A 25307-nucleotide genomic window follows, 5' to 3' on the forward strand; every position below is an offset into this window, starting at 1 on the left:
AAATGAGGATAAGGCCATGAGCAGGGCCATTGCAAAAACCGGTGTGATCCGTGCCCTGGGCGCGATGAGCGGGACTTCGTTGGACGGGGTTGATGCGGCCGTTGTCGAAACGGACGGGCAACAGATCTTTGGGTTTGGTGACAGCAAGTTTCGCGCCTATTCCACCGACGAACAGACGGTCCTGCGCCGTGCCCTGGGGCATTGGCAGGGGGCCGAAGTCACCGCTGCGGCCCGGTTGATAGAAGAGACCCATACAGAGGTTCTGAGCGAATTCGACGATGTTCAAGTGATCGGATTTCATGGTCAGACCCTGGCCCATGCCCCACGACTTCAGGGGACGTTGCAGGTTGGTGACGGGGGCGTGTTGGCCGGACGGCTGGGCAAGCCGGTGGTCTGGGATTTTCGCAGCGATGACGTCGCGATGGGCGGCGAAGGCGCTCCGTTGGCCCCGTTTTTCCATTTCGCCTGCGCCAAATGGATCGGTGCCAACGACCCCCTGTGTTTCCTGAACCTTGGTGGGGTTGGGAATCTGACGTATGTGGATCCGCGGTTTGACCAGCCCGAACAGCCAGGTGCGCTGCTGGCTTTTGACACGGGGCCCGCAAATGCGCCGGTCAATGACCTGCTTCAGGCCCGATTGGGACTTCCCATGGACCGGGACGGTGCCATTGCACAGTCTGGCACCGTGGAAACCGGTGCGTTGGAATTGTTTTTGGCAGAACCATATTTCTCACGTGTTCCGCCCAAGTCGCTGGATCGTAATGATTTCTCTGAAATGATCGGTTTGGTTGGCGAGCTGAACAATGCCGACGCAGCCGCGACTTTGACGGCGATGTGTGCCGCGGGTGTGGCAGAGGGAATGCAGCATTGTCCAACCCCGCCGACCCGGGTTCTGGTGACCGGCGGTGGGCGGCATAATCCGGTATTGATGGAGATGCTGCGGGTGTCTTTGGATTGTCAGGTGGACCCGGTGGAAACGGTTGGATTGGATGGCGATATGCTCGAAGCGCAGGCCTTTGCCCATCTGGCCGTGCGTGTGGCCCGGGGAATGGCGACGTCCTGTCCTGGGACAACCGGGGTGCGCGCCTGTGTCGGTGGCGGCACCCTCAGCGTTCCCGAAGATTAGGTTTTTGGTGTAACGTCTAGTTTTGCAAGTTTTTTATGTATTCTCCTGTGAACACAGCATAGCCTGGTGACGTTGATTTCAGATGCGCCCGGGTTATCGCATGGAACGCGGGCAATTGGTGAAACGGCACATTCGGGAACGAATGATGTTCCGCATGGTAAGGCATGTTCCAGGCCAGAAACCGCACAAGGCGGTTGGTGAATGTGGTGCGCGAGTTTTCCAACATATTGGCCACAGGCGGGCACAGCCCGTGTTCAGCCAACAGATAGGCCCGCAGGAACGGTTGGCCGATCAGCACCGGTATCAGCCAGACCCACAGCAACAAAGGTGAATACAGCAGGCTGGCCAGAGCGACGCCATAGATGGCGAGCAGAATTCGGGCTTCGCGTTGAATATCCTTTTGACGCCGGTCCGGCAGATACGAAGCCGCAGCCTGCCCACGAGCATTTGTGATCAGCGTGCTCAGCATGGCGCGCCAATATCCCCAGCCGCTTAGATAGATCAGCCAGGTGCCCGGCGTTGATGGACGCGGCCCGTGTTCCAGTTCCGGGTCACGTTCGGGGTCATTGGTGAATTTGTGATGTGCCAGGTGAAAATAGCGAAACCAGACAAAGGGCAGGGCAATCGCCACAGCACAGAAATGGCCGACCGCTTCGTTTATCCAGCGGGTTTCAAACGGGGTCTGATGGGTGCATTCGTGGCTGAGCGTGAACAGAAACACCAGCAGAATGCCGAGCGGCAGCATCAACACCGGCCACAAGGGAACCTTCACCGCGATTCCCAGCATGCATAGGGCAATCGCTCCCAGATACAGGGCCAGATGGCGCAGGCCTGCGGCATCGGACCGTTTGGTCAATTGGGCTTTGGTTTCAGCGGGCAGCGCTTTTATCAGCGCGGTGTGGTCAAGTATATCAGACATACTGGACAATATTGTCCAGTATCCGATTCGACACAAGGATGACCTGTGATGGCGCCAAATGTTGTCTGGCTCAGCCGCGGGGAATATCGAACCCCGGCTCTGCCAATACAAACCCGTCAAAATCGAAACCCGGTGACACAGTGCAGCTGACCAGGGTCCATGCCCCGGTGCTGTGCGCCGCTTGCCAATGGCCCTCGGGCACAATGATCTGAGGCGCACCTTGGTCCAGATCCGGGCTCAGCACGTGGTCTGTCGCGGGGCCCTGATCGGTTGCGCTCAGCGACAGGATCAGCGGTGCCCCTGCGTGAAACAGCCAGATTTCGGTGGCGTCGACCTTGTGCCAATGGCTGCTCTCCCCGGCATCCAGCAGGAAATAGATACATGTTCCCGTGGGCCGGCCATCGTTCTCTGCCCGCCATGTTTCCCGGTACCAGCCGCCTTCTGGATGTTGGGTTAGCCCCAGTTTTGCAATGATGTCCTGTGCTGTCATGGTGCGGCAGTCTCCGGTTTCAGGTCGAATTGGCTATGGTAATTCCGTGGGTACGCCATATCTATGCGTCATGAGCGTGAACATCCCCTTTGACAACAGTTTTGCCCGTCTGCCGTCGACATTTTTTGCACGTCAAACGCCGCACCCCGTGAAACAGCCCGCCCTGATCGGGTTCAACAGTGATCTTGCCGACATTTTGCGTGTTTCCCAAGGTGACACAGTGGAGATGGCGCAGGTCTTTGCCGGAAATCAAATCCCCACAGGGGCCGAGCCATTGGCTCAGATCTATGCCGGGCATCAATTCGGGACCTTTAATCCGCAATTGGGGGACGGTCGGGCGATCCTGATGGGTGAAACCATTGGTCGCGATGGGCTGCGCCGCGACATTCAGCTCAAAGGGTCGGGTCAGACGCCGTTTTCGCGCCGGGGTGACGGGCGGGCCTGGCTGGGGCCGGTCTTGCGGGAATATGTGGTGTCCGAGGCGATGCATGCCTTGGGTATTGCAACAACACGGGCGTTGGCAGCAGTCGAGACGGGTGAAACTGTCTGGCGCGAGGGCGGCATGCCCGGGGCCGTGCTGACCCGTGTGGCCGCCAGCCACCTGCGCGTTGGCACCTTTCAATATTTTGCTGCGCGCAGTGACAAGACCGCTCTCAAGCAGTTGACCCAATATGCCATCGACCGGCATTACCCGGATGCTGACGGCCCGATGGGCCTGCTGCGCGCGGTGCGTGATGGCCAAAGCGCGTTGATTGCTTCCTGGATGTCTGTGGGTTTTATTCATGGGGTCATGAATACGGACAATTGTGCGATTTCAGGCGAAACCATCGACTATGGACCCTGTGCGTTCATGGATGTTTATCATCCGAACACGGTGTTCAGTTCGATCGACCGGATGGGGCGTTATGCCTATGCCAATCAGCCCGACATTGCGGTCTGGAATCTGGCGCAACTGGCAACCGCGTTGATCCAGCAGATGGAGGATCCGCAACAGGGCGTCGAACAGGCGACCGAAATCGTGCATGCAATGCCACAATTGACCCAGGATCTGTGGTTGGACCGTTTCCGGGCCAAGCTGGGCATGACGTCAAAACGCGATGGAGATCTGGAGTTGATCACTGGGCTGCTCAACGTCATGGCAGAACACCAGGCCGACTTCACCAATACGTTCAACGCTTTGGCAAATAGCAAGGCGCGCGACCAGTTTGCCGATCCGCTGGCCTTTGATGCCTGGGCCACAGGCTGGCAAGCGCGCCTGGATGCAGAAGCAGATCCTCAGGCCACCATGCGGGCGGCGAATCCATTGTTCATTCCCCGCAATCATCGGATCGAAGAGATGATCGCGGCCGCCGTCAACGGCGACTATGCTCCGTTCCATCGGCTCAACCGGGTTCTGGCGCGGCCCTTTTGCGACCAACCCGAGGACGCCGATCTGATGGCAGCACCGCTGCCGCAGGAGATTGTACAGGCCACGTTCTGCGGCACCTGAGCCCGTCTTCTGGTTGAAATATCTTCGGGGGACGGGGGGATGCAATTCGCCGCCGTTGGGGGGCAAACCGCCCCCTTCTACGCCTGGCGTTTGTATAACTGGCGCTGCTCACTTGCGATTGATCAGCACCACACCAACCGCCACCAGACCAAGAGCGGCCCAAATCTCGGGCCCGACACGTTCGCCCAACAGGATCCAGCCCATCAGAACTGCCAGAACGGGCGACAGGAAACTGAAGGACGCGACCGAACTGGCCCGATACCGTTTGATCAGCGAAAACCACAGCATATAGCCGAAGCTGGCGATAAATACTGCCTGAAAGGCCAGGCTGGCATAATGAATGGGCTGCGGGTCGCGGATCAAGGGGCCAAAGATCGGGGCCAGGATCAGCATCACCGGTGCAGACACCAGAAGTTGAAAGAACAACTGGGTCACGGGGGGCACGTGCGCCTGTGGTGTCAGGCGCAGACACAACGCAATTGCAGCCCAGCCAAAGGCGGCCAGCAAGGCCAGGGCATCCGCCCACAGATTGGCCGTGCCGCCGTCACGGTCCAACAGCGCCAACACCACACCACCCATGGCCAGAACCAATCCGATCGCACGGATTGGCGTCAGCGCTTCGCCAGGCAACAGGAAATGCGCCACCAGCGCGAGCCAAACCGGCATCGAATAGAACAGAATCGATACACGCGCGACAGATCCCAGATCGAGCGCTGCAAACAGACACAGGAATTCAAAGGCAAACAACAGGCCAGCAATCACGCCCCATGTAATTGCCCCGCGCGGCAACACGCCCAGCCGCTGGCGACGCACAGCCATCCAGAGGACCAGCACAACAAACCCCAGGACCGAACGAATCCCGGCCTGAAACAACGGGTTGAACCCGCTGCCGGTCCATTTGATGACCACCTGATTAAAGGCCAGAAGTGTCGCGAACCCGATCAGGGCCGCCGCTCCGAACCCATCGATTGCGCGTTTTTGTTCCATTGCGCCACAGGAGGCTCAGAAGCTTGCCATGTCAAGCAAACTGTTGTGCCTGCCACAGAGACGCGGCGCGGAGCGTTGGAAACCCGGGCACAGATCCGCAAATTCGAAACCAGAGGCAAAAACGCCGGTTCCCCTGTGCGCAAACATTAGATAAAACACGGGTCCAGTCGCCGATGGGGAACCGAGATGCCGGATACGATTATCGCACGCTGCGAGTCCAAAGGACTGCGCATGACAGGCCAGCGCCGTGTGATTGCACAGGTGCTGCAGGACAGCGCCGACCACCCCGATGTCGAAGAGCTTTATACCCGTGCCAGCGGCGTTGATTCCGGTATTTCCATTGCGACCGTCTATCGGACGGTCAAATTGTTCGAAGAGGCGGGAATTCTGGAACGGCTGGAATTTGGTGACGGGCGCGCCCGCTATGAAGATGCCGACCGCGACCATCACGACCATCTGATCGACCTGAACACAGGCGAGGTGATCGAATTCTGTGATCCGGAAATCGAAGCCCTGCAAGAAAAAATTGCGGCCAAGCTGGGGTACAAGCTCAAGGGTCACAAGTTGGAACTCTATGGGGTTCCAACCCGGAAACGCTGAGCAATTGGCGCGCTTTCATCACGTTTCGTGATATGGCGGGTCAAGAATAGTCATGAACACTGTCGGAAACGCGCTTGCCGTGTCGCAAAGTTTTCGGTCTTGCTGCGTCGGGAGCCGCCGCGTTGATTGGCAATGTGGATCTGGCCCCGAGTTTTGGAAACGCGCATGAACAACATCAACGGCATTTTGCTGGTGATTGCCTCTATGGCGGCTTTCACCCTGGAAGACATGTTTATCAAACAGCTGTCGGTCGATGTTTCGACCGGGCAGATCATGATGGTGCTGGGGGGCTTTTGTTCGCTGGCCTTTGTTGGCATGGCTGTTGTGTCGCGCAAGCCGATCTTTGTCGCCGAAGCCTGGCGTCCGGTGCCGTTGATCCGCGCGCTGATGGAGGCGTTGAGCGCGCTGACGTTCATCACCGCGTTGTCGTTGGTCGAGATCTCGACCGTGGCGGCGGTGTTTCAGGCGACGCCTTTGGTCATTACCATGGGGGCTGCTCTGTTCCTGGGCGAACAGGTCGGTTGGCGCCGGTGGAGCGCCATCTGCATTGGGTTTCTGGGCGTTCTGTTGATCATCCGTCCCGGTCTGGACGGATTCCAGCCCGAGGCCCTGTTCGTGGTGCTGACTGTCGTTACGGTGGCGGCCCGTGATCTGATCACGCGGTTGATCGACCCCAAGGTTTCGTCGGCCGTGGTGTCGTCGCAGGCGTATTTCTCGTTGTTGGTGGCCGGTGCGATCTTGATTGCCCTGTCGCCTGAAACGGTGGTGCCGCTGGCAGCTGGGCAGGTGTGGATATACGGGGGGGCCGTGTTGTTCGGAATCGCCGGGTATTACGGCATTGTAACGGCAATGCGGGTGGGGGATGCGTCGGCGGTAACACCGTTTCGTTATACCCGTTTGTTGTTCTCGATACTGGTCGGGATGCTGGTGTTTGGGGAACAGCCGGATTCATTGACCATGTTGGGCGCGACGCTGATCATCGGGTCAGGTCTTTATACCTTTATGCGCGAACGCCGGATGGCACGGGACATGAAACGGGCGGCGGCTGCGGCCTGCTGACCCAGAGGCAAATTTATTTCCCCCATGTTGGCGCAAACACCGCGATGTTAGCCCTAAATTGCCGTTTTTAACCGTGTTAGCGATAACGTCTGCGGTTTACATTTGGCCTGCTGCTGCTATGACGCAGGGCAACTTTGTACTTGATATGACCTAGCCGAGGATCGACGAATGAGCACCATTATCGACATTCACGCCCGTGAAATTCTGGACAGCCGGGGGAACCCGACGGTCGAAGTTGACGTGATCCTCGAAGACGGCACCATGGGCCGTGCGGCGGTGCCATCGGGTGCGTCGACTGGTGCCTATGAGGCGGTTGAAAAACGTGACGGCGACAAAAGCCGGTATCTGGGCAAAGGGGTTCTGGAAGCGGTTGCTGCCGTGAATGGCGAGATCGCCGAAGAGCTGGTCGGGTTTGATGCAACTGAACAGGTCGCTGTGGACAGCGCGATGATCGAATTGGACGGCACAGAAAACAAGGGCCGTCTGGGTGCCAATGCCATTCTGGGCGTGTCGATGGCTGTGGCCAAGGCCGCTGCCGATTTCACCACTCAGCCGTTGTATCGCTATATTGGTGGTACGTCAGCCCGTGTTCTCCCGGTGCCGATGATGAACATCATCAACGGCGGTGAACACGCTGACAACCCGATCGACATTCAGGAATTCATGATCATGCCGGTGGCCGCCAGCAACATCCGCGAAGCGGTGCGCATGGGATCCGAAGTGTTTCACACCCTGAAGAAAGAGCTGTCGGCTGCGGGCCTGTCGACCGGTATCGGTGACGAAGGTGGGTTTGCCCCCAACATCGCGTCGACCCGCGAAGCGTTGGATTTTGTGCTGAAGTCGATCGAAAAGGCGGGCTACAAGCCAGGCGAAGAAATCTATCTGGCGCTCGATTGTGCCGCGACCGAATACTACAAGGATGGCAAATATGTCCTGTCCGGCGAAGGCAAGACGCTGACATCCGAGGAAAATGCGGCCTATCTGGCGGCGCTGGTCAATGACTACCCGATTATTTCGATCGAAGACGGCATGTCCGAGGATGATTGGGATGGCTGGAAGGCCCTGACCGAAACCCTGGGCGACAAGGTGCAGCTGGTCGGCGACGACCTGTTCGTGACCAACCCGGTGCGTCTGGCAGAAGGCATTGAACGTGGCTGTGCCAACTCGATGCTGGTCAAGGTCAATCAGATCGGCACGCTGACCGAAACGCTGAAAGCCGTCGATATGGCCCACCGGGCCCGGTACACAAATGTGATGTCGCACCGGTCGGGTGAAACCGAAGACGCCACAATTGCCGACCTGGCCGTGGCAACCAATTGTGGTCAGATTAAAACCGGCTCGTTGGCGCGGTCCGACCGGTTGGCGAAATACAACCAGCTGATCCGCATCGAAGAACTGTTGGGCGAAGTGGCCGAATACGCAGGCCGTTCGATCCTCAAGGCGTGATTGCCTTTTGCCCGCATTTCAAAAGGTCCGGTGTTGAACCGGGCCTTTTTTCATGACGTCCGGGGCGGTCTCACCGATATTGATGGGCGCGTGCGCAGTTTGTGAGAGACGGCATTGGGGCGCTGCCCCAAACCCCGAGGTATTTTGCACCAGAAAGAAGCGGCAGGTCCGCTCTCCTGTATCCGGTTTTGGCATATGATCTTTGGCACATGGGTATTGCGTAAATTCGCCATCGGTGGCCTGATTTGTCTCAGCTGCCCGGAAAATCATAGTGGCGGATCGTGCGAAAGGCGACCAGCTCGGCTTCGGCCGGGTCGATATGGGCATCCTGGTAATCCTCACCCACGAATGATTTGAGTGCGTCCAGATCCTCCCAGATCATGATGAGGCTGAATTCACGGGGGGTTTCCGGGCGTGGCCCACCGGGCAGGACCTGAACAATTCCCTTGGTTGCCTTCATCATCGGAACAGCTGATTGAAAGAAGAATTCGGCGAATTCCTCCTCCTTTCCCGGATGGGTGACAACCTGAAATACACGCATAATCATAGAACCAACCTCCCTGATTTAGATTAAGGGTTTGGCGTCCTGTGTATGTCCTGCCATCTGTCGGTTATTGTCGGACCCGCCGTATCGCGGGTTTGTCAGTGTCCTGTGACCCCGAACGGATCCTTGCCGTCATAAGGTTTGATCGCGGGCTCTGCCAAAGCACGGAACTGCTGGAGATTTTCGATGTCATGGAGACGAATACGGGAGACCCGGTCGCCTTGTGGCATGTTAATCATCCTGTGCTGTGCAACGTGTTTGCTTCACCAGTATAACACAGACAGCGGTTCAAAGGTGTTTGGTCATTAACATGTAATTTTCACGCGGTTCGAATCTGCTGCGCAGATACAGGCGTCGGGCGGCTTCGTTGTTGCGGTCAACTTCGAGGTGCAAGGCCTTGAGACCCGCCGCGGACAGGGCCTTGGGCAGTTCGTGCAGCACATCGGTTGCGATGCCGCGCCCGCGCACTGCGGGACGGATATAGAGTTCATCAACGAACCCATCCATGCCGCCGAATTCCACCGACCAGCCAAAACTGACAACCACATAGCCCAGTGGAGCCCGGGCCGGACCGATCAGGTAGACACAGCCATGCGGGATACCCTGTAGCAATGGCAGCAGGGCGTCGCGGCGGGACTCGTCCGTGCCTTGCAGGTTCGCTTCGGTGTGAAAGGCCGTGACCAGGGTCATGAGCCGGTCCAGATCCTCGGAGCGGGCGAGATGGAGGGCAGTGCTCATTTCAGGTCGTCCAGTGCTCTTTGTTCCACCTTGTCAATCCAGGCGGATTTGCAGATCCCATAGTCACAGCCGCCATCCGGGTGGCGGGCCGCACAATGGGCTTTTTGCGCGGTGTAGGCCGCGCGCAAGGCAGAGTTGTGCACCAAGGCGTCGCGAAAGGCCAGATGGCGGCGGATATCGGGGGAACCGGCTGAAAAGCAGTGCGCCTGAAACAGGCGGAGGCCTGTGTCTGGATCATTGCGGCCCAGACATCGCCGCCCGGTCCTGTCGAGTGTGCCATACCAGTCGTAGCCCAGCTGTTCCAGCTCCGGGCGCGCCGCGTCGCAGGCTTGGAGGTCGTGAAACACCGCCAGCAAATCAATGATCCCGCGTGCCGGGAGACCGGGGATTGCGGTGGACCCGATGTGGTGGATGGCAACCAGGCCCAACACACCGGTTGACCGCCAGAGGTCAGCCTCACGTTGCGCCTGCCGGGGCCAATCCGGATCGGGCGCGACCAGCAGGCTCATAAACGCGCGAGCCGCTCGGTCAATAGATCAAAGAATCCGACATCATCAACAGATCCCATGAACATCGCATTGGCAGGTCGGTCGGTGACGCCCCACCAATCGGCGACGGTCATCCCCAGCGTCAGCTCCGAACCGGTTTCGATCTCGACATTGATGTGACGACCTGAAAACAGATCCGGGCGGATCAGATAGGCCGTGACACATGGGTCGTGCAAGGGGGCCCCATCCGAACCGTATTTCGCCTTGTCGAACCGTTCAAAGAAGTCGGTCATATCGGCAACGGCACGGCCAACCCGGGTTCCCAGCGCCCGAAAGGCGTCGTTGCGGGGTTTGGTGACCAGAACCTTGTGGGTGACATCCAACGGCATCACAGTAATCGGAGCACGTGATTTAAAAACAATATCAGCGGCTTCGGGGTCGACGTAAATGTTGAATTCAGCCGCCGGGGTAATATTGCCCACTTCAAAATAGGCCCCCCCCATCAGCACGATCTCCTGGATCCGACTGATGATATCGGGTGCTTGTTCAAAGGCTTTGGCAATATTTGTCAGCGGACCCAGCGGGCATAATGTTACCGTGTTTGCGGGGTGCGTTCGCAGGGTGTCGATAATGAAATCGACCGCGTGTCCCGGTGCCAATGGCATGGTGGGCTCCGACAATTCCGGGCCATCCAGCCCGGTCTTGCCATGCACATGTTCCGCTGTGGTCAATGTGCGCCGCAGCGGCGCGCCACATCCGGCAAAGACCGGGACATCTGGTCTGGCGGCCCATTCACAGACAATGCGTGCATTTTTCTGGGTCAAAGCCAGGGGAACATTCCCGGCCACGGCGGTGATGCCGAGCACATCAATTTCGTCTGGGCTGGCGAGCGCCAACAGAATGGCAACTGCGTCATCCTGGCCAGGATCGGTGTCGATGATGATCTTGCGCGCGCTCATGCCCGTCTCCTGTCAAGCCATTGCAAGGCGCGACTGTGTCAATTGAGGGGGCCGTTGTCCAGAACCCGATTGAACCTGCCCGATTGATTCTGTCCAATCGAGCATTGCCGTGATCACGATCGGCGTTCGTCGTGTTTGACCGCGTCCCACAGCGCATCCATCTCGGCCAGATCGCTGTCTTCGGGACGTTTGCCACGTTGGGCCAGCTTGGCTTCGACGGCTTCAAACCGGCGGATGAACTTGGCATTGGCCCGGCGCAGGGCGGCTTCGGGTTCGACCCCCAGATGGCGCCCCAGATTGGCCATGACAAACAGCAGATCGCCGAACTCTTCTTCGATTGCCGCATGGGGCAGGGTATCGCGCGCTTCGACCAATTCGGCGGATTCTTCGGCGATTTTGTCGATCACATGGGATGCATCGGGCCAGTCGAACCCGACACGCGCCGCGCGTTTTTGCAATTTGTACGCCCGCAACAGCGCAGGCAGGCCAACAGCGACACCATCCAACGATCCCCGTTGTTCCAGGCCTGCCCGTTCCGCCGCCTTGATCGTTTCCCAATCAACGGTCTGCTGATCGGCGGATTTGTCCCGGCTTTCGTCGCCGAACACATGCGGGTGGCGGCTGACCATCTTGTCGGACATGGTCGTGACCACGTCCTGAAAGGTGAAATGCCCGGCCTCGGTTGCCATCTGGGCGTGAAACACGGATTGAAACAGTAGGTCGCCCAATTCACCCTTCAGCTCGTCCCAGGCGCTCCGGTCGATGGCATCGGCCACCTCATAGGCTTCCTCGATCGTATAGGGGGCGATGGTGGCAAAATCCTGCTCAATGTCCCAAGGGCAACCAGTCTGAGGATCACGCAAACGGCGCATGATTTCCAAAAGACGTTCGATTCCGGCCTGTTGGTCGTGGATCAGGGGATTTTCGGGCATTGCAGTGGCCTTTGTTCCAGTGTCAGATGCATCAATCCCGAGTCTGACCCAGGAGTCCAGCCCATGCCGGTCGTGAACCGCATTGCCGATTATGCCGACGAAATGAAAACCTGGAGGCGGCATTTGCATCAAATCCCCGAGCTGGAATTCGATTTGCCCAAGACATCCGCCTATGTCGCTGAAAGATTACGGGAAATAGGCGTGGACGAGCTGCACACCGGAATCGCCCAGACCGGGATGGTGGCGATCATCACCGGGCAGGGTGACGGTCCGACCATCGGGCTGCGCGCCGATATGGATGCGCTGCCGATCACGGAGGAAACCGGCGTGGATCATGCATCGACCCATGCAGGCAAAATGCATGCCTGTGGCCATGACGGACATACGACGATGTTGCTGGGGGCGGCGAAATACCTGGTGGAAACCCGCAATTTCTCTGGCCGGGTCGCGTTGATCTTTCAGCCAGCCGAAGAAGAAGGCGGTGGAGCCGGGATCATGGTGCAGGAGGGGATCATGGATCGGTTCGACATCGGTCAGGTGTACGGGATCCACAATATGCCCGGCGCGCCGCTGGGTGAATTCGTGACCTCTCCCGGCCCGCTGATGGCAGCGGTGGACACATTTACCATCAACATTCAGGGACGTGGTGGCCATGGGGCGATGCCGCATGAAACCAAGGATCCGGTTATGGCGGCCTGTGGAATCGCCATGGCAATCCAAACCATTGTCAGCCGTAACAACTATGCGCTGGATGATCTGGTGATCTCGGTCACCCAGATCCACACCGGCACAGTCAACAATGTGATTCCCGATACCGCCTATATCAACGGCACCGTGCGCACCTTTGACGCCGAGGTGCAAAAAATGGTGATGCAGCGTATGGCCGACATCGCCCAAGGACAGGCAATTTCATATGGGGTCACGGCGGAGCTGGATTATGAGATTGGTTATCCCTCGACGACCAACCACGCGGAAAACGCCAAATTCGCCGCCGATGTGGCCCGCGAGATTTCGGGCGATGATCGCGTCACCGACGATGCAGCCCCGGAAATGGGGGCAGAAGATTTTTCCTATATGCTTCTGGCACGTCCTGGGGCCTATCTGTTTATGGGGCAGGGCGATGGTGCCGGGTTGCACCATCCGAAATACGATTTCAACGACGACGCATCCCCAATTGGTGCATCGTTCTTTGCCCGTTTGGTTGAACGGGCCCAGCCAATTGGCTGACAGGCACGGCAAATGAGTGACAAGAGCGGCTCTCTGCGTTATTTGATCAAATTATTTGATGCAGGACAGGAAGGTTGAGACATGGCACTGGAAGACGCAAAGAATGCAATTGATGATGCGTTTACACGTGAGAATCTGAAAGGTGTCAGCAACGAGCTGACCTTTGGCGGGGCCACATCGTTTCTGCGCCGCAAATACACCAAGGATCTGACGGGCGTGGATATCGCCGTCACGGGTGTACCCTTTGATCAGGCGGTGACCAACCGACCGGGAACCCGGTTGGGTCCCCGCGCCATCCGCGAAGCATCATCGTTGCAGGCGTTTGACGAACCTTATGGGTGGCCGCATGATCCGCTGAGCAATCTGGCGATTGTGGATTATGGGGATGTGGCGTTCGACTATGCCAATGTGCCCGAATTTCCCGCGACCCTGACGGATCATATCCGCGGTATCCTGAAACAGGATGTCGCGTCGGTCGTGTTGGGCGGGGATCACTATATCAGCTTCCCGATCCTCAAGGCCTATGCCGAAAAATACGGGCCGATTTCGCTGCTGCAATTTGATGCGCATACCGACACATGGCCCGATGACAACATGGACCGGGTTGATCATGGCACCATGTTCTACAAGGCGGTGAAATCTGGCATCGTTGATCCGGCGACGTCGGTTCAGGTGGGCATTCGCACCACCAATGAGGACACCTTGGGCGTGAACATCATCGACGCCCCGACAGTGCATGAAATTGGGTCGGTGGAAACTGCCCGCCGGATCAAGGATATTCTGGGTGACCGCCCGGTCTATCTGACCTTTGACATCGACGGGCTGGATCCGGCTTTTGCGCCTGGTACTGGCACGCCGGTCTGGGGGGGGCTGACGTCCGCCCAAGCGGCGCGGATCCTGCGCGAGATTGCCGGGATCAATATCAAGGGCGGCGATATTGTCGAAGTGTCGCCCCCGTTTGACACCACTGGGGCAACGGCCATCGCCGGGGCGCATGTGGCCACTGAAATCATCTGTCTTCTGGGCTGGAACAAACTGAAAAATGACTGAATTCAATCAACCGATCAGCGGCAATGACCTGGCACGGTTCTCCGGGCCGAACACCTTCATGCGTCTGCCGCAGGCGGATTCGCTGGAAGGGCTGGATGTGGCGATCCTGGGCGTGCCGATGGACATTGGCACCTCTTGGCGGTCAGGCACCCGGTTCGGTCCCAAGGAAATCCGCGCCGAAAGCGCAATGATCCGCCCCTATAACATGGCGACCGGCGCGGCTCCGTTTGACAGCCTGCAGATGGCTGATATTGGCGATCTCGCGATCAATACATTTTCGTTGTCCGACAGTCTGCGCATCATCCAGGAGAGCTATGCCGCGATCCTGGATACGGGGGTCATCCCTGTGGCCATGGGCGGGGATCATTCGATTACTTTGCCGATTCTGCGCGCGATTGCCCAGAAACACGGACCCGTAGCGTTGGTGCATGTGGACGCCCATGCCGATGTGAATGACGAAATGTTTGGCGAACGCGAAACCCACGGCACAGTGTTCCGCCGCGCCTATGAAGAAGGGCTGTTGGTGGCTGACAAGGTGTATCAGATCGGCATCCGCGGGTCAGGATATGCCGCGACCGATTTCACCGAGGCCCAAGGGTGGGGATTCCAGCAATTTCCAGCCTGGGAGCTATACCATCGGTCGCTGTCGGGCATGGGGGCCGAAATTCGCCGCGATATCGGGTCGCGCCCCGTCTACGTGACCTATGACATCGACAGTCTGGATCCGGCTTATGCCCCGGGGACAGGAACGCCAGAGATTGGCGGGCTGACAACACCGCAGGCGATGGAATTGATCCGTGAACTAAAGGGGTTGAATATCGTCGGCTGTGATCTGGTCGAGGTCTCACCGCCCTATGACACATCGGGCAATACGGCGCTGACCGCGGCAAATCTTCTTTATGAGCTGTTATGTGTTCTGCCGGGCGTAACCGCGCGTTAGGATCTGATCAGCCAGTATTGGACACGCTCCGGTTTGCCGGGGACTTCAGCTGCGCCATGGGGCATGGCAGGGGTGACGTCAGGTTAGTCATCGCTTTGCTGCGCAAGACGCCATAACGACATAGGGGAACCTGAATGGGGCGCGTGATGACCGGATTGTTGATCCTTTTTGCTGGGGTAGTGATTGCATTTGGATATGTGCGTTTGGCCCCCAGCGATCCTGTGTTCTGGCACAAATTGCCAGAGATCAACGCAGACAAGGATTTCAAACGGGGGGTGATCCGCGTGGTCGAAACCGGACCGGACGGATTGGCACGATTGAGCCAGATCGCCACAGAAAGCCCGCGCACCAAAATCCTGGCCGGCTCTATCGGCGACGGTAAGATCACCTATATCACCCGCACCCGCGTTGTCGGGTTTCCTGACTATACCACGGTGCAACAGGACGGTCCGCATCTGAAAATCTATGCGAGATCGCGGTTCGGGCGTTCAGATCTTGGGGTAAACCGTAATCGGGTTGAAGCGTGGATCGCGGCGCTGCAATCGTGAGGACAAACAGCCTTCCTGTACCTCGCGCCACATCGGTACGTTCAACGACATCTGGCATTGCGCCATAAAGGCGCGCCCGTCCACAAACAGACAGATTGTTTCGCCCAAATCGACGCGGCTGCCGCTGCTGTCGGTGCAATAGCAATCCTGAACTGTTCCATCCGGGCGGGTCACATCGGCCACGCCAATTGCCGGGGCCAACAGTGCGATCAAGCAAAGAATGTGTTTCATGCACCGAGCATACCACGCCATCCCCCTTGACCAAAGCCCCGTGATGTCGGACACCGCGTCATGGTTCCAGAAGATCGCTTAGAACAGATTGTCCAACGGTTTCAGTATCTCGAAGCCGCGATGTCCGATGGGGCCAGCGGCAGCGATATCGCGGCGCTGGCCAAGGAGTATTCCGATCTGAAACCGGTGGTGGACCAAATCACCGGTTATCGTCAGCTGGTGGCAGAGCTGGAGGAAGCCGAGCTGATGCTGGCGGATCCGGACATGAAGGAGCTGGCCGAGGAAGAAATTCCGGCTCTCAAACAGAAGCTGCCCGACGCCGAACGTGCGTTGCAGCTCGCCCTATTGCCCAAGGATGAGGCAGATCGCCGACCGGCGATCCTGGAAATCCGGCCCGGTACGGGCGGGGACGAGGCGGCATTGTTCGCCGGGGATCTGCTGCGCATGTACCAGCGCCATGCCGAAGCGCACGGCTGGAAGGTTGAAATCCTCGAAGAGCAGGTCACCGAATTGGGCGGGATCAAGGAAGTTGTCGCCCACATCAAGGGCGACGGCGTGTTTGCACGGCTCAAATACGAATCCGGTGTGCACCGGGTCCAGCGGGTCCCCACCACCGAAAGCGGTGGGCGAATCCATACGTCCGCTGCAACTGTCGCGGTGCTGCCCGAAGCGGAAGACGTGGATATCCAGATCAACGGCAATGATCTGCGCATTGATACCATGCGCAGTTCGGGTGCCGGTGGGCAGCATGTCAATACCACCGATTCGGCGGTCCGGATTACCCACCTGCCAACCGGTATTGTGGTGACCAGTTCCGAGAAATCCCAGCATCGCAACCGCGAGATCGCAATGCAGGTGTTGAAAACTCGGCTTTTTGATCTCGAGCGTCAACGGGTGGACAACGAACGGTCAGCTGACCGGGCATCGCAGGTTGGGTCGGGTGACCGCTCTGAACGGATTCGCACCTATAACTTCCCACAAGGTCGCCTGACGGATCACCGGATCAATCTGACACTGTATCGTCTGGATCAGGTGATGCAGGGGGATCTGGATGAAATCATCGACGCCCTGACCGCAGATGCACAGGCCCGGATGTTGGCGGAGATGGGGCAGTGAAGATTGCGCCACAAACGGCCGCTCAGGCCATGGTGGCAGCAACTCACAAGCTGCGCGCAGCAGGCGTTGCGGACCCGGCACGGGATGCCCGGATCCTGCTGGCCCATGCCGCCCGCGTCGATGCCAGCCGCGTCACGTTGATCGCGCCCGAAAATTTGGCCCCGGACATCGCGGAACGCTATGACCAACTGATTTCGTTGCGTGCTGTGCGTGTGCCGGTTTCACATCTGATCGGTGAACGTGAATTTTATGGCCGCAGGTTCAAGGTCGGGCCAGAAGTGCTTGATCCCAGGCCGGAAACCGAAACTCTGATCGAAACAGCGCTGAGCCAACCTTTTGATCGGGTGCTGGACCTGGGCGTGGGATCGGGCTGTATTCTGGTGACATTGCTGGCCGAGCGCACGCAGGCAACTGGGGTCGGGGCCGACGTCAGTGAAGCGGCATGTCTACAGGCCAGCGCCAATGTGGTCCTGCATCGGGTTGCCGATCGCGCTGAAATCCTTCAGTCGGATTGGTTCGACGCAATCGTCGGCACATTCGACCTGATCGTGTCCAACCCACCGTATATCGCATTGGACGAAATGGACGGCCTGTCACGCGAAGTCCGCGATCATGAACCTGTGCTCGCGTTGACTGACGGCGCAGACGGGTTGGAATGCTATCGGCGCATAGCCCCCCGGGTGACCGATTTTCTAAACCCCGGCGGCCGGGTCATGGTTGAAATCGGCCCGACCCAGGGGCAGGCGGTTGCCAGCTTGTTCCAAGCACAGGGGCTGCGCCGGATTCGGGTCGTTCCGGATCTGGATGGTCGGGATCGGGTTGTCTGTGCTATGCGCGCGTCCTAGTCGAAAAATTGCGACAGAAATACCGATTTTCGGGCAAAATGTGTAAAAATACCAGTCTGACCCTTGTGCGCCCGCGCTGGACGTGTTTACTCAGAGGTGTCGCAGCGAGGACTGAAACTGAACTGCCTCAGCGACGCTAAGCCCAAAATTGGCGAGACCCACCAAGTTCAAAACGCATTACGCGTCGGGTGGAGCCATCGCAAAAGCAATAAGGCTGACGTTAGGTAAATGAGATCGTCCAAGTCACGTTCGCGGAACAAATCGAACCGCAACCGCCCGTCCGGGACCAATGTTATCAACCGGGTGTTTGATAGCTCGGGTCCTGAAGGTAAGGTGCGCGGTACGCCGCAGCAGATCATCGACAAATATAACCAGCTGGCACGCGATGCCCAGCTGTCCAATGACCGTGTTGCGACGGAAAACTTTCAGCAACATGCCGAGCATTATCAGCGTTTGCTGAGCGAAGCGATGCGGGAAATGGAAGCCAAACGCGAAGAGCAGGAACGTCAGAACCGGGAACGTCAGGCTGACCGGGATCGCGAACGCGCCGAGCGTCAAGAACGCGAAAGCGTTGCGCGCTCTGATGATCCGGCACAGGCACCACAGCCCGATGTCCGTGATATGGGTGTACAACCTGTAGCGACGCCAGAAGATACCGGATTGGTCGACACGCCTGAAGGTGCCGACAAGCCGGCCGAGAAGGCACGGCCGCCGCGCAAACCTGCTTCCCCGCGCAAAAACACCCCCCGCAAGGAGCCGGCAGCGAAATCCGACGCGGCTTCTTCTGCGATGGAAACAGCTCCCGGCGCGGATGGCGTCGAAGGCGACGGCGCAGCTCCGGCCAAAAAGCCCCGCCGCAAGCCGAGCCCACGCAAGAAAGTGGAAGCCAAACCAGCCGAGGCCAGCCCCGATGCCGCTCCTGCGCCATCTGGCGATTCCACTGAAGCGGCCGAATAACCCTGTCAGACGAGCTCTGAGAGGGTGGTTTCCCAATCCTTGAAAGAACCTCCCATGCGGCCCATCGCGTGGGAGCCCAGATACAGGCGTTTCAGCATCTGGGCTTTTTGGCGGGCGATCGGATCCGATATGTCAGGGTGAATTTCCCTGACGACGGATTCCAATGCATCCGTCAGGCGATTTAGAATACGATCGCAGGCGATGACGGCCACGGGATCGGTCGGACCCAGTTCCACAATTGCATTGCAGATGAAACAGCCCGCGGTCCGGGACGGTTTGGCCGTGTGGTATTCTGTGCGCAGAAAGAAATCCGTCAGTCTTTGTCTGGGTGTGCCGTTGGCGGCGTTGGTCAGCAGCGCCACTGCCGTGGTCATGCGGGTATCCCCATAGTGTTGAATCGCCCGCAGATAGACCGAATGTTTGTCGGTAAACGCCTTGTAGAACGACCCGCGCGTCAACGACATCGCATCCAGAAGATCAGGCAAGTTGGTCGCGGCGTAGCCTCGGGTCCAGAACATGACCATGGCGCCTTCCAATGCATTGGTTTCATCGAACTGTCGGGGGCGGCTCATGGACTCTCCTCGCGGGTCTTGGCCCGATCACAAAAATCGCCCGAACCGGGTTCGGGCGACGGATTGGTCAAAATATATGGAATTCCGACAGATGTTCAATCTGCGGGACTGGTCACGATTCGGGCAGCTGCTGGGGGTGGGAAAATCCCAATGCCGGGCGTTGGGCATGAGATCCGAACTTGACCGACCCATCCAACAGTCCCTCATGAACCGTGGACCAATTGGCCTGTGACTGTTGCAGAAGCTGGTTTTTATTCTTTAGGAAACGGTCCTTTACCTCGGCTGACCAGGTAACATACAGCTTGTCATCCGCGATGAACCACCCGTCCAGGAAATCGACTTCGGCGGCATATCCATGAGCAACAGCCCAGGCACACCATCCATTGTTCTGTGGGGCGAATTTCTCGGGTGCAGCTTCAAACGCGGCCTTGTTTTCTGCATTGGCAAACACCCAAACCCGACCTTTGAAAGTCGCGCGATGGGCCTGATCGCCCTTGGCAGGTTTGTTTTGGGTGAAATAGGCAACTGGATCAAATCCGTCCATGGCAATGCCACGGCTGGTCGAGTTCACGACGTGATCGTGAAAATCACTGGCCTGAGCCGGGTTTGGGGGCAGTGCCACGGCCAGGAACATGGCCAGCAGAGACGCGATTACTGAAAATTTCATTTGATCCTCCTGTTGTGTACCAATTGGTACCTTAATATTGGGAACCATTTGGTACATAACTTGCGGATGAAATCAAAGCTTTGGTTATCACGAAGCCGTGATAGTCAAATGCGCTTCACAGGATCCCGAAGCAAAGGGGGAAATTTCATCTGGCGGCAGCGACCGATCGAGCCAGGGCGCAAAATGCTTCCAATGAAACCTGTTCGGCCCGCTCGGTTGGCGCGATTCCCGCAGCGTTCAGGTGATCTTCGATATTTGGTGCCACCGATTTGAGAGAGGCCCGCAACATCTTGCGCCTTTGATTGAACCCGGCGGCCACAACCTGCGACAGAACTTTGGCATCTGCGGGGAAACGCGGTTCGGGCAAGGCGGTCAGATGCACCACTGCGCTGGATACTTTGGGCGGCGGAGTAAAGGCCCCTGGGGGCAGGGACAAAACGATTCTGGCCTCTGTGCGCCATTGCGCCAGGATGGCCAGCCTCCCATAGGACTTGGACCCAGGCTCGGCCACGATCCGCTCGGCGACTTCGCGCTGAAACATCAGTGTGAGACTTTGCCAGAATGGCGGCCATTGCGGCGGGGTCAACCAACGCACTAGCAATTCGGTCCCCACGTTGTAGGGCAGGTTGGCCGCAACCCGCACGGGCGGGGTTAGATACTGCAACGGATCAATGTCCAGCGCGTCGCCGTTGATCACCTGCAGCTGTCCCGGATAAGCGGCTGCGATCTCATCCAGCGCGGGCATGCAGCGACTGTCTTTTTCCACCGCCAGCACCCGACGCGCACCTTCGGCCAACAAACCGCGGGTCAAACCGCCGGGGCCGGGGCCGATTTCCAGAACGTCACACCCGGTCAGATCCCCGGCCTGGCGGGCTATCTTGGCCGTTAGGTTCAAGTCGAGCAGAAAATTCTGCCCCAGCGATTTTCGCGCAGCGATCTGATGGGTGTCGATCACCTCGCGCAGAGGGGGGAGTGAATCGATGGAGCTCATGCGTGGGCGGCTTTCTTCTGGGCCATCTCCCAAGCCAGCTTTAGGGCCTGGATCAGACTGGACGGATTGGCGATGCCCTGACCGGCAATATCAAAGGCGGTGCCATGGTCGGGCGAGGTTCGGATGAACGGCAGGCCCAAGGTGACATTGACCCCATTGTCGAAATCCAGCGTCTTGATCGGGATCAGCGCCTGATCATGATACATGGCGATGGCAGCATCATATCGGGTGCGCGCGGCGGCGTGAAACAATGTGTCGCCGGGCAGGGGACCGATCAGGCCATAGCGCGGTGCCAATTCCGCAACCAACGGCGCGATCCAGTCAAGTTCTTCGTGACCCATTGCGCCACCTTCGCCAGCGTGTGGGTTAAGACCGGCAATGGCAATGCGGGGGGTGGCGATCGAAAACTGCTGTTGCAGCCCCTGGTGGGTGATGCGAATGGTGTCACGCAACAGGTCCGGCGTCAGCTGCTTTGGTACCTCGGACAGGGCAATATGAATGGTGGCGGGCACCACCCGCAACTGTGGACTGGCCAGCATCATCACAACACGGGTCGTTCCGGCCAAGGCGGCCAGAAATTCGGTGTGACCGGGATAGGCAAATCCTGCCCCGTCAATCAGCGCCTTTTTGTGGATTGGTGCAGTGCAGACTGCCGAGGCCGACCCGGTTTGCACCAGAGATACGGCGGTTTTGATTGCGTCGATTACCCCCTGGGCATTGCGGGGGTCGGGCTGACCGGGATGGGCCGGTGCTGCAAAGCTCTGGGCCAGGACCGGCATTGCACCGGCAACGACATCACGTGCCTGATCCAGATCGGTGATCCGGGAAATCGGCGTGCCGGTTGGCAGGTGGTTCGGGTCGCCAATCCAGACGAATGGACAGGTGCCGCGCAGCTGAGACCAGGCTGCAACAGCCAGTTCAGGCCCGATCCCCGAGGGGTCGCCACAGCTGAGCGCAAGGGGCGGGATCATTTATCAAGAATGACCGCATCGGCCCGCAATTGATCCAGAAGGCTGGTGGAAAATGCCGCAAGCCGTTGCTGGGTCAACCCGTCCGCGATCTGTGCGCGCGACGCATCCTGCGCCAATTCCGCCGTGCGCCCGCACATCATCAACAGCAACAGCGTCTGGCCATTGTTGCGCGTCAGCACGGTTGAAATTTCTCCCTGATCCAGTTTGGCCAGCTCAACAGCGATATCGCTGGGAATGTCCGAAGGGCTTTGTGATTGACGGTCCAGCAGTTCGGGGGGCTGACCCTTGGCAACACCATACAGGTCATCACACGTGTCAACACGGTCGGCAACTGATTTGGCGGCGGCCAACGCTTCGGGGGTGCGCCCGCCTGCAATGCGATAGGTGGCGTATTCAATGGCGGCATAGCGGGGGGCTGAAATATTCGCTTCGCGCACGCCACGCAATTGGAACAGCGCCAGGGCATTGTCCAAACGCATGGGGTTGGTCACATCACCGGGTTGCAAGGACAACAGGGTCGGACGCAACGCAGGCGGAAGCTGATCAAGCGACAGCCACCCCAGACGCCCGCCCTGATCCCGAGAGCTTGCAGCCGAGAATTGCGAGGCCAAACTGGAGAATTCCTCGTACGAGGTTGTCTGTTGAGCGTCTGCGGCAATTGCTTCGACTTGGGTGATGTTCTGTTCCGTAACCGGCATGATCAGTTCAGACAGGAGAATCTGCACCGACGATCCGCCGGATTGCCCCATGGCCCGGTCGATTTCAGCTTCGCTGGGACGGGCGCGGGACAAATAGCGGTCGGCAACGTATTCGCGCCAGCCCAGGCCAATTTTGACAAAGTCGCGAAAGGTTTCGGGGGAAACGCCGTTTTCACCCAGAATTTTGATGAACTCGTCTGGCTTCAATCCGGTTCGCGCCGCAAAATCGACAATGCCCTGTTGGATGCTTTCATCCGAGACCACCAGCCCTACGTCGTCGAGAACCTCCTGACGCAGGCGATCGTCGATCAGTTCCTTGCGCGCCGTTTCGACAGGATCGCCCGGTGCCCGCAGCAATTCCATCAACAGCGCACGCTGCTCCAGTTCGTACTGGGAAATCACGGATTCATTCACTGAGATCGCCGGTGAAAACAACCCTCCGGCGATAGCAGGAACCGGCAATGCCAATCCAGCGGCAATGACGAGGGACGCCAGCGACTGCTGTGCGATGCGGGTCAGGTGCTTGGGGGTCAGGAATGTTTGCATGCTCGCCTGTATTTTTCTGTTCCGCCGTCTACGGAAAATCCGTTGAGTGAGATGGTAAACCCGAAGTCGGTCGACGGTTCAATACTCGTCGACGAAGTGTAACGCCTGTTGAGCGAAAGATCGACCGTGATACATTCGTTTTGATACACTAGGCCAATCCCGGCCCAGGAGGCTTGGGATCCTTCGATGTCGTAGCGCACATTGGCGCTGGCCGTCCAGAAGTCGGTCACGTCATAGCTGCCGTCGAGCCACAATTCGGAAGTGGGAATTGCCCGTCCTTCGGCCGCGTCCGCGTCCAGCCACAAGAAGGTTCCCGACAGTTTGGTCCTGTTCGAGACCCAATCTCCGCGCAACTCAGTTTTGGAAAAGCTCAGACCGCCGTTCAGCAATCCGCGCGCCGTAAAGGCCAGGCCGGAAGCCGTGGAAATCTGACCGGCAAGCAGGATGTCCGACGAGGTGCCGCTCAGCCCGGATGTGGTCGAGAAATTCGGATCGGCGGGCTCTCTGAAAACCTGACCGATGGTTGCATAGGCATTCCAGCCGCCTTGCAGATACTGCGCCCAATTGACCCCATAGACCAGGGTCAGGCCTTCTTCGCGTACATCGTTGGAAGGAAACCGGGACAAGGCCAACAAGTTTCCCTGATCGAATTCGACAAAATTGCTTTCGTCGTTTGCGACCTGCGGTCCCGCGACATCCCGCCAGCCCAACTGAACGATCGGTTCAAAGAAATGCGTCGCCCCCGTTGATCGTTGCGCCGCCATTGGAAGTCGCAGCGTCAGCGCAGTTCGGGGAATGGTCCGGTTGGAGCGGGATGGATAGGCGGGATCATCGTAAATCCCGAAGGTGTCCGCGGCGACGCCCATTTCCCAATCGGCAACCAGACCGCTGTCGAGAATCCACTGTCGCCGCCAGTTCACGTCAACCGTGGCACGGGCCACGTCCCGACCCACGGTCGCAGGCGGTCCTGGGGTTGTCACGGATCCAGCCCGCCGGTGTCCCTGTGCATCCAGACCCAGGCGCAATTCCCCCCCGATCTGGGTTGGGAACAATCGCTTTTCATACTGAAAATGCAGGATGTTGGTCGGAATTTGGTCTTCGTCTTCACCGTCGCGTTGGGATTTGTAATCCACCAATGCCAGGCGGATCAATTCATCCCGCCGGGCGCGCTCCAGAGAGATTTCGCTGCGCAGGCGGTCTTCGTAGGGCAAACCGTAATCCAGAAGATATGCATCGTCCGATACGGATTTGATATCAAAGGCAAATCTGAAGTCACGGGCCAGGTTGAACAAACCAAAGGCGTTCAGATATCCGCGGCTGTTGTTGGGTTCCAGGTCATCGTCGGTATAGGCACCTTCGACAGTAACCCATCCGGTGCGAAAGGCCTGGCGATAGCGAAAATCCAATGTCCGGGTCTTGGATGACAGATACGGGGCCAACGTCAGGTCCTTGTGGTCACCAAGCCGAAAGAAGTACGGGACCTTGATCCCTGTGCTCAATTGGGACGTTGTCCGGACGGTGGGTATCAGAAAACCTGTCGCCCGCTCCAACGTCGGATCGGGCAGGCGCATCCCGGGAAAATAAAAGATCGGGACATCCAGAATTCGCAGCTGCGCATCTTCGAAATACAACTGGCGTTCCAACTGATCATGCGTGATCTTTCTGGCCCGGATTTGCCACAGGGGCGGACGCCCATCTTCGCAGACATGACAAGAGGTTACAGCCGTTTTGTAAAGCTGAGAGTACCGCCCTCCGACCCGTGTCATCTGAAGCGAAGCCAACTGCAGCTGTTGCTGGAACACCATGCGCGCCCCGATCAAAAGCCCATTTTGCAGCGCTTTATCCATTTCCGCCGAATTGGCTAGGATCGTGATTTCGTCGCCCTGGTCGATACGGATTGGACCGTCGATGGTCAACGTGTCGGTTTCCCGGTCAAACAGGATACGCTGGGCTTTCAGGCGGGTTTCCCCGTGGAAGGCCTCGACGTTGCCCTGTGCAATCAATTGGCGGTCTGGTGTGATGAACACACTGTCGGCCACCAGCACGGCCGGTTGTGGCTCCTGCTGGGGTTGCGCAGAGGGCTGTGCAGGTTGGGTCTGCGCAGACATCGGCAAGGTCGAAACCGCCAGCGCCAGCGGCACAACTGTGGAAAGAAGCAATGCGCGGATCAT

General features: G+C 58.4%; 27 protein-coding genes. 12 read left to right on the forward strand and 15 right to left on the reverse strand.

Annotation, left to right across the window (positions count from 1 at the left end):
* The first annotated feature begins 16 nt into the window (after positions 1–16).
* Positions 17–1126: an anhydro-N-acetylmuramic acid kinase gene (locus K3727_10705; GenBank protein UWQ93206.1), complete on the forward strand. Its 1110-nt coding sequence runs from the start codon at positions 17–19 to the stop codon at positions 1124–1126.
* Between the two features lie 16 nt (positions 1127–1142).
* On the opposite strand, the gene K3727_10710 is transcribed toward K3727_10705, so the two are convergent.
* Positions 1143–2045 (reverse strand): fatty acid desaturase, encoded by a 903-nt coding sequence (locus tag K3727_10710; GenBank protein ID UWQ93207.1) that lies wholly within the window; start codon positions 2043–2045, stop codon positions 1143–1145.
* A 70-nt stretch (positions 2046–2115) separates the two neighbouring features.
* Positions 2116–2535 (reverse strand): cupin domain-containing protein, encoded by a 420-nt coding sequence (locus K3727_10715; protein UWQ93208.1) that lies wholly within the window; start codon positions 2533–2535, stop codon positions 2116–2118.
* Positions 2536–2605: 70 nt separating this feature from the next.
* Here K3727_10715 and K3727_10720 point away from each other — a divergent pair, with 70 nt between their 5' ends.
* Positions 2606–4024, forward strand: coding sequence for a YdiU family protein (locus K3727_10720; protein ID UWQ93209.1), 1419 nt, complete (start codon positions 2606–2608; stop codon positions 4022–4024).
* A 108-nt stretch (positions 4025–4132) separates the two neighbouring features.
* On the opposite strand, the gene K3727_10725 is transcribed toward K3727_10720, so the two are convergent.
* Positions 4133–5011: a DMT family transporter gene (locus K3727_10725; protein ID UWQ89311.1), complete on the reverse strand. Its 879-nt coding sequence runs from the start codon at positions 5009–5011 to the stop codon at positions 4133–4135.
* A 186-nt stretch (positions 5012–5197) separates the two neighbouring features.
* Between K3727_10725 and K3727_10730 the strand changes: the two genes are divergently transcribed.
* The 3 genes from K3727_10730 to eno all read left to right on the forward strand — a co-directional run bounded on the left by K3727_10730 (position 5198) and on the right by eno (position 8116).
* The gene (locus K3727_10730; GenBank protein ID UWQ89312.1) at positions 5198–5611 is read left to right on the forward strand and encodes a transcriptional repressor; all 414 of its coding nucleotides are present in this window, start codon (positions 5198–5200) and stop codon (positions 5609–5611) included.
* Between the two features lie 165 nt (positions 5612–5776).
* Positions 5777–6670 (forward strand): DMT family transporter, encoded by an 894-nt coding sequence (locus tag K3727_10735; GenBank protein UWQ89313.1) that lies wholly within the window; start codon positions 5777–5779, stop codon positions 6668–6670.
* Positions 6671–6838: 168 nt separating this feature from the next.
* Positions 6839–8116 (forward strand): phosphopyruvate hydratase, encoded by a 1278-nt coding sequence (gene eno, locus K3727_10740; GenBank protein ID UWQ89314.1) that lies wholly within the window; start codon positions 6839–6841, stop codon positions 8114–8116.
* A 250-nt stretch (positions 8117–8366) separates the two neighbouring features.
* Here eno and K3727_10745 read toward each other — a convergent pair whose 3' ends face one another.
* From K3727_10745 to mazG, 5 genes are all read right to left on the reverse strand, one after another.
* Complete coding sequence (locus tag K3727_10745) at positions 8367–8663, reverse strand: antibiotic biosynthesis monooxygenase (GenBank protein UWQ89315.1); 297 nt, start codon at positions 8661–8663, stop codon at positions 8367–8369.
* A gap of 285 nt (positions 8664–8948) precedes the next feature.
* A complete protein-coding gene (locus tag K3727_10750; protein ID UWQ89316.1) occupies positions 8949–9398 on the reverse strand; it encodes a GNAT family N-acetyltransferase in 450 nt (149 codons plus the stop codon).
* Positions 9395–9907: a GrpB family protein gene (locus K3727_10755; GenBank protein ID UWQ89317.1), complete on the reverse strand. Its 513-nt coding sequence runs from the start codon at positions 9905–9907 to the stop codon at positions 9395–9397. The genes K3727_10750 and K3727_10755 overlap by 4 nt, the downstream gene beginning before the upstream one ends.
* Entirely contained in the window at positions 9904–10845 is a 942-nt protein-coding gene (locus K3727_10760; GenBank protein UWQ89318.1) for a nucleoside hydrolase, read from the reverse strand. The genes K3727_10755 and K3727_10760 overlap by 4 nt, the downstream gene beginning before the upstream one ends.
* A 113-nt stretch (positions 10846–10958) precedes the next feature.
* Positions 10959–11777, reverse strand: coding sequence for a nucleoside triphosphate pyrophosphohydrolase (gene mazG, locus K3727_10765; protein UWQ89319.1), 819 nt, complete (start codon positions 11775–11777; stop codon positions 10959–10961).
* A 63-nt stretch (positions 11778–11840) separates the two neighbouring features.
* Here mazG and K3727_10770 point away from each other — a divergent pair, with 63 nt between their 5' ends.
* The 4 genes from K3727_10770 (at position 11841) to K3727_10785 (ending at position 15542) form a co-directional block, all read left to right on the forward strand.
* Complete coding sequence (locus K3727_10770; GenBank protein UWQ89320.1) at positions 11841–13004, forward strand: amidohydrolase; 1164 nt, start codon at positions 11841–11843, stop codon at positions 13002–13004.
* 81 nt (positions 13005–13085) lie between these two features.
* Positions 13086–14054, forward strand: coding sequence for an agmatinase (speB, locus tag K3727_10775; GenBank protein ID UWQ89321.1), 969 nt, complete (start codon positions 13086–13088; stop codon positions 14052–14054).
* Positions 14047–14994, forward strand: coding sequence for an agmatinase (speB, locus tag K3727_10780; protein ID UWQ89322.1), 948 nt, complete (start codon positions 14047–14049; stop codon positions 14992–14994). Before speB (K3727_10775) ends, speB (K3727_10780) begins: the two co-directional genes overlap by 8 nt.
* 134 nt (positions 14995–15128) lie before the next feature.
* Positions 15129–15542: a DUF1499 domain-containing protein gene (locus tag K3727_10785; GenBank protein ID UWQ89323.1), complete on the forward strand. Its 414-nt coding sequence runs from the start codon at positions 15129–15131 to the stop codon at positions 15540–15542.
* Here K3727_10785 and K3727_10790 read toward each other — a convergent pair.
* Positions 15483–15773 carry a hypothetical protein gene (locus K3727_10790; protein UWQ89324.1) on the reverse strand — a complete coding sequence of 97 codons (291 nt, stop codon included), beginning with the start codon at positions 15771–15773 and terminating at the stop codon, positions 15483–15485. The genes K3727_10785 and K3727_10790 overlap by 60 nt on opposite strands.
* A 60-nt stretch (positions 15774–15833) precedes the next feature.
* Between K3727_10790 and prfA the strand changes: the two genes are divergently transcribed.
* The 3 genes from prfA to K3727_10805 all read left to right on the forward strand — a co-directional run bounded on the left by prfA (position 15834) and on the right by K3727_10805 (position 18691).
* Entirely contained in the window at positions 15834–16889 is a 1056-nt protein-coding gene (gene prfA / locus K3727_10795) for a peptide chain release factor 1 (protein ID UWQ89325.1), read from the forward strand.
* Between the two features lie 29 nt (positions 16890–16918).
* Positions 16919–17734, forward strand: a complete 816-nt coding sequence (gene prmC, locus K3727_10800) for a peptide chain release factor N(5)-glutamine methyltransferase (protein ID UWQ93343.1) — start codon at positions 16919–16921, stop codon at positions 17732–17734.
* Between the two features lie 228 nt (positions 17735–17962).
* The gene (locus K3727_10805) at positions 17963–18691 is read left to right on the forward strand and encodes a DUF4167 domain-containing protein (protein UWQ89326.1); all 729 of its coding nucleotides are present in this window, start codon (positions 17963–17965) and stop codon (positions 18689–18691) included.
* 5 nt (positions 18692–18696) lie between these two features.
* Here K3727_10805 and K3727_10810 read toward each other — a convergent pair whose 3' ends face one another.
* The 6 genes from K3727_10810 to lptD form a co-directional block, all read right to left on the reverse strand.
* Positions 18697–19263: a TetR/AcrR family transcriptional regulator gene (locus K3727_10810; GenBank protein ID UWQ89327.1), complete on the reverse strand. Its 567-nt coding sequence runs from the start codon at positions 19261–19263 to the stop codon at positions 18697–18699.
* 112 nt (positions 19264–19375) lie between these two features.
* Positions 19376–19930 carry a hypothetical protein gene (locus K3727_10815; GenBank protein ID UWQ89328.1) on the reverse strand — a complete coding sequence of 185 codons (555 nt, stop codon included), beginning with the start codon at positions 19928–19930 and terminating at the stop codon, positions 19376–19378.
* 145 nt (positions 19931–20075) lie between these two features.
* A complete protein-coding gene (gene rsmA / locus K3727_10820) occupies positions 20076–20921 on the reverse strand; it encodes a 16S rRNA (adenine(1518)-N(6)/adenine(1519)-N(6))-dimethyltransferase RsmA (protein UWQ89329.1) in 846 nt (281 codons plus the stop codon).
* Positions 20918–21892 carry a 4-hydroxythreonine-4-phosphate dehydrogenase PdxA gene (gene pdxA, locus K3727_10825; GenBank protein ID UWQ89330.1) on the reverse strand — a complete coding sequence of 325 codons (975 nt, stop codon included), beginning with the start codon at positions 21890–21892 and terminating at the stop codon, positions 20918–20920. The genes rsmA and pdxA overlap by 4 nt, the downstream gene beginning before the upstream one ends.
* A complete protein-coding gene (locus K3727_10830; protein UWQ89331.1) occupies positions 21889–23136 on the reverse strand; it encodes a peptidylprolyl isomerase in 1248 nt (415 codons plus the stop codon). Before K3727_10830 ends, pdxA begins: the two co-directional genes overlap by 4 nt.
* Entirely contained in the window at positions 23121–25307 is a 2187-nt protein-coding gene (gene lptD / locus K3727_10835; protein ID UWQ89332.1) for an LPS assembly protein LptD, read from the reverse strand. The genes K3727_10830 and lptD overlap by 16 nt, the downstream gene beginning before the upstream one ends.

It is taken from the genome of Rhodobacteraceae bacterium M382, from assembly GCA_025141015.1.
GTDB lineage: Bacteria > Pseudomonadota > Alphaproteobacteria > Rhodobacterales > Rhodobacteraceae > Aliisedimentitalea > Aliisedimentitalea scapharcae.

Coding starts and splice junctions, on each gene's coding strand:
- K3727_10705 (UWQ93206.1), top strand. CDS start 17: ATGAGCAGGGCCATTGCAAAAACCGGTGTGATCCGTGCCCTGGGCGCG.
- K3727_10710 (UWQ93207.1), bottom strand. CDS start 2,045: ATGTCTGATATACTTGACCACACCGCGCTGATAAAAGCGCTGCCCGCT.
- K3727_10715 (UWQ93208.1), bottom strand. CDS start 2,535: ATGACAGCACAGGACATCATTGCAAAACTGGGGCTAACCCAACATCCA.
- K3727_10720 (UWQ93209.1), top strand. CDS start 2,606: ATGAGCGTGAACATCCCCTTTGACAACAGTTTTGCCCGTCTGCCGTCG.
- K3727_10725 (UWQ89311.1), bottom strand. CDS start 5,011: ATGGAACAAAAACGCGCAATCGATGGGTTCGGAGCGGCGGCCCTGATC.
- K3727_10730 (UWQ89312.1), top strand. CDS start 5,198: ATGCCGGATACGATTATCGCACGCTGCGAGTCCAAAGGACTGCGCATG.
- K3727_10735 (UWQ89313.1), top strand. CDS start 5,777: ATGAACAACATCAACGGCATTTTGCTGGTGATTGCCTCTATGGCGGCT.
- eno (UWQ89314.1), top strand. CDS start 6,839: ATGAGCACCATTATCGACATTCACGCCCGTGAAATTCTGGACAGCCGG.
- K3727_10745 (UWQ89315.1), bottom strand. CDS start 8,663: ATGATTATGCGTGTATTTCAGGTTGTCACCCATCCGGGAAAGGAGGAG.
- K3727_10750 (UWQ89316.1), bottom strand. CDS start 9,398: ATGAGCACTGCCCTCCATCTCGCCCGCTCCGAGGATCTGGACCGGCTC.
- K3727_10755 (UWQ89317.1), bottom strand. CDS start 9,907: ATGAGCCTGCTGGTCGCGCCCGATCCGGATTGGCCCCGGCAGGCGCAA.
- K3727_10760 (UWQ89318.1), bottom strand. CDS start 10,845: ATGAGCGCGCGCAAGATCATCATCGACACCGATCCTGGCCAGGATGAC.
- mazG (UWQ89319.1), bottom strand. CDS start 11,777: ATGCCCGAAAATCCCCTGATCCACGACCAACAGGCCGGAATCGAACGT.
- K3727_10770 (UWQ89320.1), top strand. CDS start 11,841: ATGCCGGTCGTGAACCGCATTGCCGATTATGCCGACGAAATGAAAACC.
- speB (UWQ89321.1), top strand. CDS start 13,086: ATGGCACTGGAAGACGCAAAGAATGCAATTGATGATGCGTTTACACGT.
- speB (UWQ89322.1), top strand. CDS start 14,047: ATGACTGAATTCAATCAACCGATCAGCGGCAATGACCTGGCACGGTTC.
- K3727_10785 (UWQ89323.1), top strand. CDS start 15,129: ATGGGGCGCGTGATGACCGGATTGTTGATCCTTTTTGCTGGGGTAGTG.
- K3727_10790 (UWQ89324.1), bottom strand. CDS start 15,773: ATGAAACACATTCTTTGCTTGATCGCACTGTTGGCCCCGGCAATTGGC.
- prfA (UWQ89325.1), top strand. CDS start 15,834: ATGGTTCCAGAAGATCGCTTAGAACAGATTGTCCAACGGTTTCAGTAT.
- prmC (UWQ93343.1), top strand. CDS start 16,919: ATGGTGGCAGCAACTCACAAGCTGCGCGCAGCAGGCGTTGCGGACCCG.
- K3727_10805 (UWQ89326.1), top strand. CDS start 17,963: ATGAGATCGTCCAAGTCACGTTCGCGGAACAAATCGAACCGCAACCGC.
- K3727_10810 (UWQ89327.1), bottom strand. CDS start 19,263: ATGAGCCGCCCCCGACAGTTCGATGAAACCAATGCATTGGAAGGCGCC.
- K3727_10815 (UWQ89328.1), bottom strand. CDS start 19,930: ATGAAATTTTCAGTAATCGCGTCTCTGCTGGCCATGTTCCTGGCCGTG.
- rsmA (UWQ89329.1), bottom strand. CDS start 20,921: ATGAGCTCCATCGATTCACTCCCCCCTCTGCGCGAGGTGATCGACACC.
- pdxA (UWQ89330.1), bottom strand. CDS start 21,892: ATGATCCCGCCCCTTGCGCTCAGCTGTGGCGACCCCTCGGGGATCGGG.
- K3727_10830 (UWQ89331.1), bottom strand. CDS start 23,136: ATGCAAACATTCCTGACCCCCAAGCACCTGACCCGCATCGCACAGCAG.
- lptD (UWQ89332.1), bottom strand. CDS start 25,307: ATGATCCGCGCATTGCTTCTTTCCACAGTTGTGCCGCTGGCGCTGGCG.